Genomic DNA, 14,612 nt, shown 5'->3' with positions numbered 1-14,612 from the left:
TCTCCGTGTGCGCGTCATCCTTCTCCTCCGAACGGCACGAGGAGATCGGCCAACGGGTCCGGAGCAGCCTCGCGACTGATCTCGTCACGTTGGACCACACCTGCACGCGCTCGCGCCCGAACGCTCGCGTCCTGATAGGTGATCTGATCGGGAGTCGCCGTCCGGCCGATCACCGGGTTGGCCATGAAGGGCGGGAAGTTGACGACGACGTCCTTCATGATCGGCGCGATCATGTCGACACACGCCTCGATGTCGGCCTCAGTGTCGCCGGGTCGGGCCGTCGACTCCATACTGCCGCACAGCATGGTGATCAGGTTGTTGCCCATTCCGAGGCCGAACACGCCGTCGAGCGCGCCGGTCAGCGGGTTGTAGATGTTGAAGAAGTTGGCCAGCTGAGTCGGAGCCGAATGCAGCAGTCCCTGCAGCTGCTCGTCCTTGCGCTTAAGCGTGGCAGTGAGTTGCGACAGCTTGTCGACGGTCGAGACGACTGTCGAGCTGTTCTCGCCGAGGAAGCCTTCCAGTTCGCCGATGGCCTCGTTGAGGTTGGTCATCGCGTCGCCCATGGCTTCGCTGCTGCCCGCGATGACACCGCTCACCGACTCCATCCGGCCGTTGAACTGAACGATCTGCTCATGACTCGTCGACAGCGCATCGGTGAGAGTCTGCAGACTCTTGACCGTTGCGAACACGTCGTCGCGGTTCTCCGCGAGGGTGCCCATGACCGACGACATCTGCTTGATCGACTCGGCGATGGCGCTGCCGTTCCCGTCCAGGTTGTCGCCGATCGTGTCGACCGCTCGGGCCGCGGTGCCCTTGTCCGCACCGTCCGGACCGACCGCTTCGGTCAGCTCGGACAGTTGCTTCTTCACGTCATCCCACTCCATTGGCACGGCGGTGCGCTCCATCGGGATGTCGGCGTCACCCTGTGCCAGCTCGGGGCCATTCGCGTACCCGGGACTGAGCTGTACGAACCGCCCGGACACCAGCGACTGCGCGACGATGACCGCGCGCACATCGGCCGGAAGCTGCACGTCGTTGTCGACGCGCATGACGACCTTCACTTCGCCCGACCGCGGTTCGATTGAGGTGACTGTGCCGATCGGGACACCGACGACTCGCACCGAGTCGCCCTCGTAGAGGCTGGAGACCGCTTGGAAGTACGCAGTCAGATTTCGGGTGGTGGCACGCTGCACACCGAACCACACACCTCCCGCAATCAAGGCGAGGACGACTACGCCGGCTACTGCCGCAAACACGCGACGCTTGTTACCCATGTCAGCGGCCCCCGTTCTGTGGCTTGGTGGTCGAGGGCTTGGTAGTAGAAGGAGGTGGAGTCGGATAGGTTCGCTTCGGCGTCTCACGCGGGATGTCAGGCGCGTCCGAGTTCGGGCCCTGGCCCCAATTCTTCGGGAAGAACGGCCCGCCGGAGAAGTCGTAGAAGTACTTGGCGGCTTCCGGGTACTTGCGTTGCATCACCCTCATGAACGAGCCCATGTAATCACCGAAGGTCGGGAGACCGACGAGCGACGAGAAGTACGGACCGGAACTGACAGCTTCACCGAGGATGTTCGCGTACGGCCCGAGGTTGTCGATGGCCTTCCCGAAGTCCTCTTCGTTGTCGTTGAGGATGTCGAGGACTCCGTTGAACTTCTCCAGGACCGGACGCAGCTGCTCCTCGTTGTCGTTGACGACGCCGGTGATCTGCGAGGCGACGTCCCGGACACCCGTGATCAACTGACGCACCGCTTGGCGGCGCATGTTCAGCTCGCCGAGCAGCGAGTTCGCGTCGATCAGCATCTCTCGGATCTGCTGGCTCCGCTTGCCGACGATGTCGGTCACACCGCGAGCTCGGTCGAGCAAGTCGTTGAGTGCGTTGTCACGGTCGGCGATCGCCTTGGACAACCGGCCGACGCCGTCGACGGCGCCGCGGACGTTGTCAGGGGTCTTGGAGAAGGTGTCCGACATCGTCGACAGCGCCTCGTTGAGCTGGTCGGTGTCGGTATCCCGCAGCGTCGTGGTCGCGTCGTCGAGTGCGTCGGTCAGCGTGTACGGCGACACGGTGGCGTCCACCGGAATCGACTGGCCCGGTTCGAGACGGCCTTCCCCCAGGGGATTCAACGTCAGATTACGACGCCCCAGGACCGTCTCGGTCTTGATCGCGGCGCGCGTCCGTTCGCCGAGGACCACGGTGTCGTTGAGTCGGAACCGTACTTTCGCACGCGTCCCGTCGTCGGTCTGATCCAGCGTCAGCCCTTCGATCTTGCCGACCTCGATGCCTGCGACCATCACGACGTCGCCCGATGCGAGGCCTCCCGCGTCGTCGAAGTACACGTCGTAGGTGCTGATCTGGGACAGGAACGGCAGCCGGTCCATCTGCAGGGCGCTGATGACGAGCATCGCGGTGAGGATCACGCCGATCACGCCGACGGACGCCTTCGACCGCTTGGTCCGGCGATCAGGAGTCTGGGCTTCACTCATTGCGCGCACCTCCCGCCTGCAGTCGTCTGGTCGCCCATCGCGTCGATGGCCGTGTAGTAGTACTGGGTGTTTCCGGGGCCGGGCAACAGCAGTCGGATCCGGCAGAAGTAGATCTGCAGCCACGAACCGTAGCTGCCGAGGTTCGACAGCTTCTTGAAGTCGCCTGGCAGGCGCGTCAGCAGGTCGCGAATGAACGGCTCCGCTTTGAGGGCGTTTCCGGACGTGGTCCCGAGTGCGGTGATCGCCTTCTTCGTGTCTGGGCGGATGGCCCCCATCAGATCGGCGAGGTCGGTGGTGGCCGATTCGCTCTCACTGATCGCCCGACCGATCACGTCCTTGTCACCCGCCAGTCCACTGATCAGCTGCTGCATCCGGTCGACGCTCTCGTCGAGTCCCCGATGATCGGCTTCAAGTGTGCCGAGCGTCTTGTTCAAGTTGTCGATGACACTGCCGATGAGCTGGTCGCGGTCGGCGATCTCGTTCGTGAACGACGAGGTGCTCGCGAGCAACGAGTTCAGCGAGCCGCCCTGGCCTTGGAACACCGCGATGAGCGCAGACGAGAGCTTGTCGACCTCATCGGCGTCCATCGTCCGGAACAGCGGCTTGAACCCGCCCAACAGCTTGTCGAGGTCCAAGGCAGGTTCGGTCCGGCCCATCGGGATCTCGTCACCCGGGGCCATCGCTGTGTTGAGATCGCCGTCACCGGGCTGCAGTTCGAGGTATCGGTCGCCGGTGAGGTTCTCGTACCGGATGAGCGCGCGCGCCGACTCGGGGAGCCGGTAGTTCTCGTTGACCGTGAACTCGACGTGCGCCTTGTTGTCCTCGGTCAGTTCGATGCTCTTCACGGTGCCGACTTCGACGCCCGCGATCTCGACCGAGCTCCCCGACTTCATCGCGGACGCACTGTCGAACATCGCAACGTAGGTGATGGAGCTGCCGCTCTGGTACTTGCTGAACACGATCACCAGACCAGTCAGGACCATGAGCATGACGACGATGAAGGTGCCGAGTTTGATGAGTGTCGCGCGGAACGCGCGTGCGCGTCTATCCACGAGGCGTACCTCCGAACAACAGGTTGAAGAGTTTGGCCGACTGCACCTTCGGAGTGGTACGCGGCTGATACGGCTGAGGTGCGTTGTCGATCACGTAGAAGTCAGTCTTCTTCTTGGAGGTGATGTCCGAGAGCCCGCCCTCACAGGTCGGCGGACCGTCGCCACCGACTTCCGGCAGGTCTTGCGGGTAGCGGTACGGGTCCTGGCCGGGGATGAGCGCGGCGTCGAGCAACAGCATCCCGTTGCGACCGCCGAGGAACGGCCCTGCCGTGTCGGCGGCGTCGCTGGCCGCGGTGATGAAGCACCGCAGGCCCGGAGACTGGTAGCCGAGCAGGTCGGTGACCGGGTTCAGATCGCTGAGCGTGCTCATCAAGTCCTTCTTGCTCTTGCTGAGCACGCCGTTGCCGCTGCGCGCCATTCCGGTGACGTTGATCAACAACTGGTCGAGATTCGCCGAGTTCTCGACGAAAGTGTTGCCGACGACCGTCGCATTGTCGACGGTCCGCATCAGGTCGGGCATCACATCCGCGTAGACGTCGGTCGCACCCGCGGCCTCTTTGAACATTCGGTTCAGTTCGGGCAGGTGACGATTGGTCTTGCCGAGGACGTCGTTCAGCTGGACCAGCGAGTCACCGATCTGCTTGCCGCGGCCCGACAGTGCTTCGTCGACGGCGCCGAGCACCACATTCAACTTCTCGGGCTGGGTCTCGGCTAGCAGTCCGACGAGTTGTTGATAGACGGTGTTGAGTTCGACGACGACGTGGTCGGCGTCGATCTCGTCGCCTGCCGTGAGCGTTCCGCGCGGGCCGTCGGCCGGCACCACGAGATTCACGGCTTTGGCGCCGAAGACCGTGTTCGACTTGATGTCGGCACGCACGTTCCCGGGGACAGACGACAGCTGACCGGTGTTCATGTCGAGCTTCAATTCGGCCTGATCGCCGATCTCCCGCACACTGGCGACGTGGCCCACGGTGACACCGCGGAGCTTCACCTTGGCATCAGGATTCATCACCAAGCCTGCGCGCGGCGCGAACACCGTGACCGTCTTCGTGTCCTGAAACCAGCCGAGGAACTGCCCGGCAGCGAGCGCCACGATGACCACGAGCGACACGACCATCACGCTCGCAGCGATCTTGCGCACACCGTTTCCACGGGTCCTAGTTGCCATGTCCCCTCACCCGGCCAGGTTGAAGTTGCCGTCGGAGCCGTAGATGGCCAGCGACGTGAGAAGCGTGATGACGACGACCACGACCAAGGAGGCGCGGACCGCGTTGCCCACCGCGACGCCGACGCCGACGGGGCCGCCCGACGCGTTGAAGCCGTAGTAGGTGTGGATGAGCATGACTCCAACGGCCATACAGATGGCCTGCACGAACGACCACAGGATGTCCGACGGGATCAAGAACGTCGAGAAGTAGTGATCGTAGACGCCGCCGGACTGCCCGTACATGACGACCGTCGCGAACCGGCTCGCGATGAACGACGCGAGTGCGGCCAGTGAGTACAGCGGAATGATCGCGACAAGCCCTGCGACGATTCGGGTGCTGACCAGGTACGGGATGGACGATATCGCCATTACTTCGAGGGCATCGATCTCTTCGCTCACGCGCATGGCGCCCAACTGTGCCGTCGCGCCTGCCCCGATGGTGGCTGCCAACCCGATGCCCGCGATCACCGGGACCGCGATACGGACGTTGATGAACGCGGAGAAGAAGCCCGTCAGCGCTTCCACGCCGATGTTGGCGAGCGAACTGTAGCCCTGGACCGCGATGGTGCCGCCCGTGAACAGAGTCAGGAAGCCGACGACCACCACGGTGCCGCCGATCATGGCGAGCGCGCCCGTGCCCATCGAGATCTCGGCGATGAGCCGCAGCATCTCCTTCTTGTACAGGCGGATCGCCCGCGGGATCGAGATGATCGAGTCCCAGTAGAAGAGGGCTTGATCGCCGATCTTGTTCCAGTCCTCACCTGCACGCTTGAGCGCAACGCGCGCAGTGAGGAGTCGCGTAGTTCCCGGAAGTACCATGTCAGCCCATCGTCGCTTTCAGCCCGACCGCGGTCACGACCACATTGACGACGAACAGCGCCATGAACGAGTAGACGACCGTCTCGTTCACCGCGTCGCCGACGCCCTTGGCTCCGCCCTTTACATTGAGTCCGCGATAGCAGCCGACCAACCCCGCGAACAGACCGAACAGTGCGGCTTTGATCATCGAGATGATGAGTTCGCCGAGGCCGGTGAGCAACGTCAGGTTAGCGATGAACGCGCCGGGGTTGACGTCCTGCAAGTACACCGAGAACACGAAACCGCCCGCGATGCCGATCGTGCAGACCAGGCTGTTGAGCAGCAGTGCGACGCCGGTCGAGGCGACCACCCGCGGAACCACGAGTCGATGGATCGGGTTGATGCCGAGGACCCGCATGGCGTCGATCTCTTCGCGGATCGTGCGCGCACCGAGGTCGGCACAGATCGCGGTCGCACCTGCGCCCGCCACGATGAGCACGGTGACGATCGGACCGATCTGCGTGATCGTTCCGAGCGCTGCGCCTGCGCCCGACAAGTCCTGTGCGCCGATCTCACGGAGCAGGATGTTCAGGGTGAAGCTCACGAGGACGGTGAACGGAATGGCGACGAGCAGCGTCGGAACCAGGGAGACGCGGGCGATCGCCCAGGACTGCTCCACTGTCTCTCGGAATTGGAACGGTCGGCGAAACAGCTCGCGGGTCGCCTCAACGGTCATAGCCACGAAGTTGCCGACGCCGTTCATCGGAGCGGCCAGCTTAGTCAGCAAGTCCCCTCCTCCCAGCGCTGAAGGCAACCTACCACGGTGGTAAGGCGCTTCAGAGACGCAACTCGACATCGACGATTCATCAGACTAATCGCTCTAGTCCATCAACTCGGACGCGGAGAATGTCTCTTTTCCAGCAGGCGTCTCGAAATACGACGACAGTGTCCCGGCCAGCGCCTCCGAACTCCACTCGTCACCCTCTGCAGCGAAGACTTCACGGATTTTCGGAGCCGCCATCAGAGTGACCTTCGGACCGTAGACGACAAAGACCTGACCGGACACGTTCTCCGCGGCAGGGCTCGCGAGGTAGCGGACCAGCGTGACGACATGATCAGGCGACAGCGGATCGACACCGTTCTCCGGCGCATCGCCGAAGACGTTCTCCGTCATCGATGTTCGCGCGCGCGGGCAGATCGCGTTCGCGGTGACTCCGTATCGCGACAGGGCGCGCGACGCGGAGAGTGTCAACGCGGTGATTCCCGCCTTGGCAGCTCCGTAATTGGCTTGCCCTGCCGGGCCGAGCAGACCGGCCTCGGACGCAGTGTTGATGAGGCGCCCGTACGTCGGGGCGCCTTCGGCCTTCGACGCGGCACGCCAGTGGGCAGCCGCGTTCCGGTTGAGCAGGAAGTGTCCGCGCAGGTGCACGTTGAGGACGAGGTCCCACTCATCGTCGGACATGTTGAAGAGCATCGTGTCGCGCGTGATGCCCGCGTTACTCATCACGACGTCGAGTCCGCCGAGGTCGTCGGTCGCGGTACGCATGAGTTCGCGCGCGGTCGCCGAATCGGCGATGTCGCCCGCGACTCGTACTGCTTTGCCGCCGGCCGACGTGATCGTGTCGATGACGTCGCTGGCGCCCAGTGCGCGCTCGAGGTCGTTGACGATGACTGTCGCACCGTCAGCTGCCAGACCGATGGCCTCGGCCCGCCCCAGACCGCCGCCTGCGCCGGTGACGATCGCGACCTTGCCGTCCAATGTTTCGCCCACTCTCGAACCCTCTCCACTGCGCGCCGGATCGGCGCCGATCGTCCACATCGCGACTCAGACTAGAACATGTTCTAACAATTCGGCTAGTGCCTTCGCGAAAGACGTTGACCCGAACCGCATTCGCCTCACTCGATATAGAGCGCCGAACGCGGGCATGACGCTACGACCTGACGCATCTCCTCGGCACGGGAGTCAGGCAGATCCTCATCCAGAATCACCAGGTAGTCGTTGTCGTCCAGATCGAACACGTCCGGCGCCATGCCCACACAGACCGCGTTCGACTCACACAGGTCGAAATCACACTTCACTCGCATTGCTTCCTCCTTGAGATCTCCTGCCCGCTGGTTGACGGACTCGGCACATTCACGTTAGAACGTGTTTCAGAAGTAGCCAACCATACCGGCGCGCGAGCGTCTCGAGGATCGCAGGAGAATCACCCATGCGCATCGCGTACACAGCCGATCAGGAGGAGTTGCGCCGCGAGTTGCGCTCCTACTTTAGCGGCCTGATGACAACCGATCGACGAACGGCCCTGAGCGGCGGCGATGGCGGCGAGATGGGCGAGGGGGACGCGTACCGGGACGTCGTCCGACAGATGGGCGCAGACGGCTGGCTGGCATTGGGGTGGCCGACGGAGTTCGGCGGTGCGAACCGGTCGATGATGGACCAGTTGATCTTCACCGACGAGGCCGCGATCGCGGGTGCTCCGGTCCCGTTCCTGACGATCAATTCGGTGGCGCCGACGATCATGCACTACGGGACTCCCGAGCAGAAGGAGTTCTTCCTGCCGAAGATCGCGGCAGGCGAACTGCACTTCTCGATCGGCTACTCCGAGCCAGGCGCCGGCACCGACCTGGCGGCTCTGCGCACCACGGCGGTCCGCGACGGCGACGAGTACGTGATCAACGGGCAGAAGATGTGGACCAGCCTGATCCCGTACGCGGACTACGTCTGGTTGGCGTGCCGCACCGATCCGGAGGCGTCCAAGCACAAGGGTATCTCGATGCTGGTCATGCCGACGACGGCGGAAGGCTTCTCCTACACGCCGGTCCACACGATGTCGGGCGTCGATACCAGTGCGACCTATTACCAGGACGTCCGAGTGCCCACGAGTTCCATCGTCGGCGAAGAGGGCGGCGGCTGGTCGCTGATCACCAACCAGCTCAACCACGAGCGCGTGGCGCTGTGCAGCGCCGCGCCCATCCAGACTGCTCTGAACGAGACGCTCACGTTCGCGCGGGAACAGCCATACGGCGGCGGACGCCTCGCCGACCTGCCGTGGGTGCAGGCGAACCTGGCGCAGGTCCACGCCAAAGTCGAGTTCCTCAAACTCATCAACTGGAAGATCGCTTCCATCGCGGCACAGGGCGGTTCGCCGTCGCCCGCAGACGCGTCGGCCACCAAGGTGTTCGGGACCGAGTTCGCAACGCAGGCGTACCGACTGCTGATGGAGGTGGTCGGTCCGGCAGCGACGCTGCGCGAGGACTCCCCCGGCGCACACCTGCAGGGCCGCTTGGAGCGCTTCGCGCGGACCTCCCTGATCCTCACTTTCGGCGGCGGCACCAACGAAGTCCAACGCGACATCATCGGCATGCTCGCACTCGGCCTGCCGCACGCCCGGCGCTGACCACCTCTAAGGAGAACTCTCACATGGACTTCACTCCCACCGAGGCGGCAGGCGATCTGACCGGCCTCACCACGGACATCACCGCACGAGTCGCGCCCCCCGAGCACACTGCACAGCTCGAAGCCGACCGCGCACCGATCGACGCAGACCTCTGGCGCGAGGTCGCGAGCGCAGGCCTTCTCGGTCTGGCGGCGCCATCCGCTGTCGCCGGCGACAGCGGGGCCGATCTGACGACGCTAGAGACGACAGCGGTCGCAACGGTCCTCGGCCGCGCCTTGGCTCGTCTGCCGTACCCGCAGCACGCAGTGGCCGCCGTCCCCCTTCTCGCCGAACACGGCGGCGATGCCCTTCGCGATCTGCTCGGCAAGGCGGTCGTCGGCGACGCAGTGATCTCGGCCGCCGTCGAAGAGGACCTGGGCTTCGACGTGCTCGTCCCGTCGACGACGGTGTCCCCGAACGGTCGGGTCACCGGAACCAAGGTCAATGTGCCGTATGCGGACGCGGCCGACGCGCTCCTCGTGATCGCGGCGAGCACCGACGGCCCGGTGGTCGTGGTGGTCGAGGACGGCCCCGGCGTAACCGTCGCCGAGACCCGGTCTACCGGCCTGAGCCCGGTGTACTCGGTCGCCTTCGACGACGCCGCGGGCACCGTCTTGGGCGGCGGCGCGGCCACCGCGGCCCATGCTCGTGACCTCCTGCGTCTCGGCGTGGCCGCCGACCAGTCCGGGGTCGTGGCAGGCGCGCTCGCGACGACGGCCGAGTACGCGCGTGAGCGCGAACAGTTCGGCCGCAAGATCGGCTCGTTCCAGGCCGTCGCCCAACGCCTTGCCGATGCCTACATCGATGCACAGGCACTCGAGTTGACCGTTGCTCAGGCCGCCTGGCTCTTGTCGGGTGCGGCAGACACCGACGCCGCTGAGGCCACGTCGGCAGTCCACACCGCTGCGTTCTGGGCGGCGGACGCCGGCCATCGAGTCGCGCACACCGCCGTACACGTGCACGGTGGCGTCGGCCTCGACACGTCTCATCCGGTCCACCGGTTCTTCTTGCGCGCCAAGCAGAACGAGTTCACGTACGGATCGGCCCCGGTGGCACTCGGCGACCTCGGTGCAGCGTTGGCCGACCGATGACGACGTCGTCGGTCACCGACGCCGTCACGCTCGGACAGTTGCTCGCACCGCTGGCCGACGTCGACGACCGAGGCATCTGGTTCGACGGCGAGTTCACCTCGTGGCGTGATCACCTCGCCGACGCTCGCCGCTATGCGGCCTCAGCGTCGTCGCTGCTGGACGAGGAACGACCGGCGCACGTCGGAGTCCTCCTGGGCAACGGTGTCGAGTTCTCGCGGCTCTTCGCGGCGGCAGCACTGGGCGGCTTCGTGCTCGTCGGCCTCAACTCGACCCGGCGAGGCGATGCACTCGCCGCCGATGCTGCGCTCGCCGACTGCCAACTGATCCTGGTGTCACCGGAGACTGCTCCCCTGCTGCCAGAGGTCCCCGGAGCCCGGACAGTCGACGTCTCGTCAACCGAGTGGACGTCGACCGTCGAAGCGTTCACACCCGGCGACTTCGTGCCGGTCGAGAGCGACCCGCAGGATCTGACGATGCTCATCTTCACGTCGGGCACCACGGGAGACCCCAAGGCCGTGCGGTGCAGTCAACGGAAGTTCGCCGCGCCGGGAGCGATGCTCGCCGACCGTTTCGGGATGGGCCCGGACGACGTCGCCTACCTGTCGATGCCGATGTTTCATTCGAACGCGTTGATCGCAGGCTGGTCGGTCGCGGCGGCCGGCGGATCGTCGATCGCGATCGCACCACGCTTCTCGGCCCACGGGTTCGGGGACGACGTGCGACGGTACGGCGTCACGTACGCAAACTATGTCGGCAAACCGCTGAACTACATACTCAAGACGGCTCCGCGCCCGGACGATGCAGAGACCGGGCTGCGCATCATGTACGGCAACGAAGCGTCGGCCGCCGACCGCGCCGAGTTCACACGCCGTTTCGGCGCACGGGTCGTCGACGGTTTCGGGTCGACCGAGTCGGGCGTCTCGATCTCACGAACGCCTCAGACACCGGACGACGCGCTCGGCCCGTTGGTCGCTCCGGTCGCCGTGGTCGACCCGGACACACTCGACGCCGTCGACCCCGGAGTGGTCGGGGAGATCGTGAACATGTCGGGTCCTGGACTATTCGACGGCTATTACGGCGACGAGGCGGCGACCGCTGAACGGATGCGGGGCGACGTGTACCGCACCGGCGATCTGGCCTGGGTGGACGCCGACGGTTACGTGCACTTCGCCGGCCGAATCGGCGACTGGTTGCGAGTCGACGGCGAGAACCTCGGAACCCGCCCGATCGAGAGCGTGCTCCGCAGGCATCCTCGCGTATCGGACGTGGTGGTACTCGGCGTCCCGATCGAGATCGGCGACGCCGTTGGAGCCGTCCTCGTCGCCGACGGCGTCGATCGTGCCGAGTTCGAGACGTTCCTCGACGAACAGCCCGACCTCGGCCCCAAACAGCGCCCGACTCGCGTCTGGATCGTCGACACGCTCCCCGAGACCGCGACCTTCAAGACCGCCCGCTCGGCCCTCGTCGCCTCGCTGGGTTCCCCGACCTGGACCACCTGAGGTCGGCCCCGCTCGCCGAGCCCACCCGCTGGCCGAGCCACCCCGCTCGCCGAGCCACCCCGCCGGTCGAGCGAAGTCGAGACCGCAACGCACGCACACGATCCGAGCCACCCCGCTGGTCGAGCGAAGTCGAGACCACAACGCACGCAAGGCGATCCGCTCCGCCCCGGCTCGCCGAGCCACCCCGCTGGTCGAGCGGAGTCGAGACCACAACGCACGCACACGATCTCGACTCCGCTCGATCAACGGAGGAAATCGCTCGATCAACGGAAAGGACCGCTCGATCGACCGACGGGACTGCACATCAGCGAGCGGAACCGAAAGGGAGCAGTGCCATTTCGCGTGCGTTCCGCACGGCGGTCGCGAGTTGCCGCTGCTGTTGGGGCGACAGTCCCGTCACCGCGCGAGCGCGGATCCGTCCGCGGTCGGACAGGAAACGACGGAGGACCTCGGTGTCCTTGTAGTCGAACGTCAGGTTCGGGTCGGCCCGGCGTCGCTTGACCGGCGACATGCGCGGCTTCGAGTTCTTCGCCATCACCAGCTCGCCTTCGTGATTCCCGGGAGTTCGCCTCGGTGGGCCATCTCGCGGAACCGAATGCGCGACACACCGGCCTTGCCGATGTATCCACGCGGCCGCCCGTCGACGGCATCGCGGTTGCGGAGGCGGGTGGCGCTGGCGTCGCGCGGCTGCTTCGCCAGTTCGGACCGCGCCGACGCGACGGCGTCACCCGTACTCGACGGCGAGGCGATGATCGCTTTGCACTCGGCGCGACGCTCCGCGTAACGCGCGACGACCTCACGGCGCCGCTCCTGCTTGACGATCTTGGACTTCTTGGCCATCAGCGTTCCTCCTTGAACTCGACATGGCGACGGACCACCGGGTCGTACTTCCGCAACACGAGGCGGTCCGGGTCGTTACGACGGTTCTTGCGGGTGACGTAGGTGTACCCGGTACCTGCGGTCGACTTGAGTTTCACGATCGGGCGGATGTCAGTGCTCTTGCTCATCTGGAAAGTCGCCCCGCTGCCTGGACTCGTGCGATGACGGCGTCGATACCGTCCCGGTCGATGGTCTTGATTCCTGCTGCGGACACCCGCAACGTCACACGTCGCCCCAGCGAGGGAACCCAGTACGTCTTGCGCATGATGTTGGGTCGCCACTGCCGTGACGTTCGTCGATGCGAGTGCGAGACTCGCTTTCCGAATCCGGGAACCCGCCCGGTCACTTGGCATTCGGCGGACACATGCACTCCTTCTTATCGGTAACGATTCGCATTAGATACATCCGGCACGCTACAGTCGGAATCAATCAAACGGAAATCGTGTTCATTAAGGTGACGCGAGAATGTGAACCGAAGGAGTCGCCCATGCCCGACGCGACACACCGCACGCCAGTGACACTGGTGACCGGTCTGAACCGAACCATCAGCGCACGCATCGCCTACACGCTTCTGACTCCGGGCACGACCGTCGTCTCACACGACCTGCGCGACGTAGCGACCGGGAGAGTCACTCGCATCGAGCACCGGATGTCGCGCGACGGCGCGGACGCCCTCACCATCGACGACGTCGAACTCGAGCACGGATGCGTGTCGTGCACGCTCCGTCTCGACCTGTTGCCGATGCTCCGCGTTCTGCACCGCGATCCGGACGTGCAGCGGATCATCGTGCTGCTCGACCCCGCCGTGGAGCCCGAGCAGTTGGCCGTCGAGATCGCGAGCACAGTAGTGGAAGCTCCGGGAGTCGCCCCCGGCCCGGCCGGCGTGGACGTCGCCGTCGAGGACACCTTGTGCGGGATCGACGCGCGTACCTGGTTGGCCGACGCGACCGGCGACCTGACTCTCACCGAGGCGCAACTGACCTCACTCGACGACGAGCGCACCCTCTCGCAGATCGCTGTCTCCCAGGCCCGGTTCGCGGATGCGATCATCATCGAGGGCGCCGACGGCGTGGAGAGCGCATACGACCTCGCTCGCCTGCATGCGGTCCTCCTGCGTCTCGCGCCCTCTGCCGGGATGCGCACTCTCAACAGTCAGCAGGCCTTCACGCGGGAGATCGTCGAAGGCGCTCTCGGTTCGATGGCGCCGGGGGCTCCTCGCGGTCGGCCGACGCAGCCGTTCGATCCGCTCTTGGCCGGGGGGCCCGACCTGGATGAGGACTGCGGAGTACGGCTCGTCTCGTTCGAGGCCGACCGCCCGTTCCATCCGGAACGACTCCACGACACCCTCGATGTACTACTCGAAGGCGTGGTGACAGCACGTGGCCGGATGTGGCTGGCCTCCGACCCCGACGACGTCATGTGGCTCGAGTCCGCGGGCGGCGGGCTCTCGATCTTGCACGTCGGAACGTGGCTGGCCTGCGTTGACGACCATTCGACCGTGGACCCCGAGCATCTGGCCATTGCCGCACTCCGGTGGGACTCCGATCACGGCGACCGGCACAACGCGCTGACCGTCCTGTGTCATCGCGCCGACCCCGACGACGTGCGTCGCGCGCTGTACGACGCGTTGGTCACCGACGACGAGATGTCGCGCGGTCAGGAGTACGTGACATCACTGCCGTCGCCGTTCGGGCACGCCCATCGCGACCCGTGCGACGACATGGAGGTCCCGTCCCCAGCGGAGGCTCCCGTCTCCGGTCGAGCGGAGACCCCCGCCGCTGGTCGAGCGGAATCCCCTACCGCTGGTCGAGCGGAGCCCTCCGCCGCTGGTCGAGCGGAGCCCTCCGCCGCTGGTCGAGGGGAGTCGAGACCCAAGAACCAGCCTGAACAGCCAAAGCGCACCGAAGGGAAACAAGAATGAAGACCGGAATCCACCCCGACTACCACCCCGTCGTGTTCCGTGACGCCGCGACCGGCACCGAGTTTCTGACACGGTCGACGGCGACGTCGGAGAACACTGTCGACTGGTCGGACGGCAACGTCTACCCGTTGATCGTCGTCGACGTGACCAGTGACTCGCACCCGTTCTGGACGGGTGCGCAACGCGTCATGGACACCGAGGGCCGAGTCGAACGGTTCAACCGTCGATACGGGCGGAAGTAGGACCGCCA

Annotated in this window: 17 protein-coding genes; 5 read left to right on the top strand and 12 right to left on the bottom strand. The window is 65.4% G+C overall.

Going from position 1 to position 14,612, the window contains the following annotated elements:
- Nucleotides 1–14: 14 nt before the first annotated feature.
- From L5G32_RS06920 to L5G32_RS06885, 8 genes are all read right to left on the bottom strand, one after another.
- A complete protein-coding gene (locus tag L5G32_RS06920; protein WP_237010301.1) occupies nt 15–1,274 on the bottom strand; it encodes an MCE family protein in 1,260 nt (419 codons plus the stop codon).
- A gap of 1 nt (nt 1,275) precedes the next feature.
- On the bottom strand, nt 1,276–2,478 hold the full coding sequence (locus L5G32_RS06915; protein ID WP_237010300.1) for an MCE family protein: 1,203 nt from the start codon (nt 2,476–2,478) through the stop codon (nt 1,276–1,278).
- Nucleotides 2,475–3,530, bottom strand: coding sequence for an MCE family protein (locus L5G32_RS06910; RefSeq protein ID WP_237010299.1), 1,056 nt, complete (start codon nt 3,528–3,530; stop codon nt 2,475–2,477). The genes L5G32_RS06915 and L5G32_RS06910 overlap by 4 nt, the downstream gene beginning before the upstream one ends.
- Nucleotides 3,523–4,698 (bottom strand): MCE family protein, encoded by a 1,176-nt coding sequence (locus L5G32_RS06905; RefSeq protein WP_237010298.1) that lies wholly within the window; start codon nt 4,696–4,698, stop codon nt 3,523–3,525. The genes L5G32_RS06910 and L5G32_RS06905 overlap by 8 nt, the downstream gene beginning before the upstream one ends.
- Before the next feature lie 6 nt (nt 4,699–4,704).
- Nucleotides 4,705–5,556: an MlaE family ABC transporter permease gene (locus L5G32_RS06900; RefSeq protein WP_237010297.1), complete on the bottom strand. Its 852-nt coding sequence runs from the start codon at nt 5,554–5,556 to the stop codon at nt 4,705–4,707.
- Between the two features lies 1 nt (nt 5,557).
- Nucleotides 5,558–6,322: an MlaE family ABC transporter permease gene (locus tag L5G32_RS06895; protein ID WP_237010296.1), complete on the bottom strand. Its 765-nt coding sequence runs from the start codon at nt 6,320–6,322 to the stop codon at nt 5,558–5,560.
- Nucleotides 6,323–6,415: 93 nt separating this feature from the next.
- Entirely contained in the window at nt 6,416–7,306 is an 891-nt protein-coding gene (locus L5G32_RS06890) for a 3-oxoacyl-ACP reductase (RefSeq protein ID WP_237010295.1), read from the bottom strand.
- Nucleotides 7,307–7,431: 125 nt separating this feature from the next.
- Nucleotides 7,432–7,620, bottom strand: a complete 189-nt coding sequence (locus L5G32_RS06885; RefSeq protein WP_237010294.1) for a ferredoxin — start codon at nt 7,618–7,620, stop codon at nt 7,432–7,434.
- Between the two features lie 125 nt (nt 7,621–7,745).
- On the opposite strand from L5G32_RS06885, the gene L5G32_RS06880 reads away from it, so the two are divergent.
- Genes L5G32_RS06880 through L5G32_RS06870 form a run of 3 tightly spaced genes read left to right on the top strand, consistent with a single transcriptional unit; the run spans nt 7,746 to nt 11,562 of the window.
- Nucleotides 7,746–8,933, top strand: a complete 1,188-nt coding sequence (locus L5G32_RS06880; protein ID WP_237010293.1) for an acyl-CoA dehydrogenase family protein — start codon at nt 7,746–7,748, stop codon at nt 8,931–8,933.
- Between the two features lie 23 nt (nt 8,934–8,956).
- Nucleotides 8,957–10,063, top strand: a complete 1,107-nt coding sequence (locus L5G32_RS06875; RefSeq protein WP_237010292.1) for an acyl-CoA dehydrogenase family protein — start codon at nt 8,957–8,959, stop codon at nt 10,061–10,063.
- The gene (locus L5G32_RS06870; protein WP_237010291.1) at nt 10,060–11,562 is read left to right on the top strand and encodes an AMP-binding protein; all 1,503 of its coding nucleotides are present in this window, start codon (nt 10,060–10,062) and stop codon (nt 11,560–11,562) included. Before L5G32_RS06875 ends, L5G32_RS06870 begins: the two co-directional genes overlap by 4 nt.
- Nucleotides 11,563–11,866: 304 nt before the next feature.
- Here the strand turns inward: L5G32_RS06870 and rpsR are convergent, their stop codons facing one another.
- Genes rpsR through rpmB form a run of 4 tightly spaced genes read right to left on the bottom strand, consistent with a single transcriptional unit; the run spans nt 11,867 to nt 12,805 of the window.
- Nucleotides 11,867–12,073 carry a 30S ribosomal protein S18 gene (rpsR, locus tag L5G32_RS06865; RefSeq protein ID WP_237010620.1) on the bottom strand — a complete coding sequence of 69 codons (207 nt, stop codon included), beginning with the start codon at nt 12,071–12,073 and terminating at the stop codon, nt 11,867–11,869.
- Between the two features lie 23 nt (nt 12,074–12,096).
- Complete coding sequence (gene rpsN, locus L5G32_RS06860; protein WP_237010290.1) at nt 12,097–12,402, bottom strand: 30S ribosomal protein S14; 306 nt, start codon at nt 12,400–12,402, stop codon at nt 12,097–12,099.
- On the bottom strand, nt 12,402–12,569 hold the full coding sequence (gene rpmG / locus L5G32_RS06855) for a 50S ribosomal protein L33 (RefSeq protein ID WP_236998828.1): 168 nt from the start codon (nt 12,567–12,569) through the stop codon (nt 12,402–12,404). Before rpmG ends, rpsN begins: the two co-directional genes overlap by 1 nt.
- Nucleotides 12,566–12,805, bottom strand: coding sequence for a 50S ribosomal protein L28 (gene rpmB, locus L5G32_RS06850; RefSeq protein ID WP_237010289.1), 240 nt, complete (start codon nt 12,803–12,805; stop codon nt 12,566–12,568). The genes rpmG and rpmB overlap by 4 nt, the downstream gene beginning before the upstream one ends.
- A 123-nt stretch (nt 12,806–12,928) precedes the next feature.
- Between rpmB and mrf the strand changes: the two genes are divergently transcribed.
- Together mrf and L5G32_RS06840 are read left to right on the top strand one after the other, a co-directional pair.
- A complete protein-coding gene (mrf, locus tag L5G32_RS06845; protein WP_237010288.1) occupies nt 12,929–14,362 on the top strand; it encodes a ribosome hibernation factor-recruiting GTPase MRF in 1,434 nt (477 codons plus the stop codon).
- Nucleotides 14,359–14,604 carry a type B 50S ribosomal protein L31 gene (locus L5G32_RS06840; RefSeq protein WP_237010287.1) on the top strand — a complete coding sequence of 82 codons (246 nt, stop codon included), beginning with the start codon at nt 14,359–14,361 and terminating at the stop codon, nt 14,602–14,604. The genes mrf and L5G32_RS06840 overlap by 4 nt, the downstream gene beginning before the upstream one ends.
- Nucleotides 14,605–14,612 lie beyond the last annotated feature (8 nt).

The organism is Gordonia zhenghanii, from assembly GCF_021738965.1.
GTDB classification, from domain to species: domain Bacteria; phylum Actinomycetota; class Actinomycetes; order Mycobacteriales; family Mycobacteriaceae; genus Gordonia; species Gordonia zhenghanii.
Note: the sequence above shows the minus strand (reverse complement) of the source record. Positions and strands in the feature narration are given on the sequence as shown.

Bases quoted from the DNA above. Each gene is read 5' to 3' on its own strand.
- mrf (WP_237010288.1), top strand. From the start codon at position 12,929: ATGCCCGACGCGACACACCGCACGCCAGTGACACTGGTGACCGGTCTG.
- rpmG (WP_236998828.1), bottom strand. From the start codon at position 12,569: ATGAGCAAGAGCACTGACATCCGCCCGATCGTGAAACTCAAGTCGACC.
- L5G32_RS06880 (WP_237010293.1), top strand. From the start codon at position 7,746: ATGCGCATCGCGTACACAGCCGATCAGGAGGAGTTGCGCCGCGAGTTG.
- L5G32_RS06905 (WP_237010298.1), bottom strand. From the start codon at position 4,698: ATGGCAACTAGGACCCGTGGAAACGGTGTGCGCAAGATCGCTGCGAGC.
- L5G32_RS06920 (WP_237010301.1), bottom strand. From the start codon at position 1,274: ATGGGTAACAAGCGTCGCGTGTTTGCGGCAGTAGCCGGCGTAGTCGTC.
- rpsN (WP_237010290.1), bottom strand. From the start codon at position 12,402: ATGGCCAAGAAGTCCAAGATCGTCAAGCAGGAGCGGCGCCGTGAGGTC.
- rpsR (WP_237010620.1), bottom strand. From the start codon at position 12,073: ATGTCGCCGGTCAAGCGACGCCGGGCCGACCCGAACCTGACGTTCGAC.
- L5G32_RS06885 (WP_237010294.1), bottom strand. From the start codon at position 7,620: ATGCGAGTGAAGTGTGATTTCGACCTGTGTGAGTCGAACGCGGTCTGT.
- L5G32_RS06875 (WP_237010292.1), top strand. From the start codon at position 8,957: ATGGACTTCACTCCCACCGAGGCGGCAGGCGATCTGACCGGCCTCACC.
- L5G32_RS06900 (WP_237010297.1), bottom strand. From the start codon at position 5,556: ATGGTACTTCCGGGAACTACGCGACTCCTCACTGCGCGCGTTGCGCTC.
- L5G32_RS06915 (WP_237010300.1), bottom strand. From the start codon at position 2,478: ATGAGTGAAGCCCAGACTCCTGATCGCCGGACCAAGCGGTCGAAGGCG.
- L5G32_RS06840 (WP_237010287.1), top strand. From the start codon at position 14,359: ATGAAGACCGGAATCCACCCCGACTACCACCCCGTCGTGTTCCGTGAC.
- L5G32_RS06870 (WP_237010291.1), top strand. From the start codon at position 10,060: ATGACGACGTCGTCGGTCACCGACGCCGTCACGCTCGGACAGTTGCTC.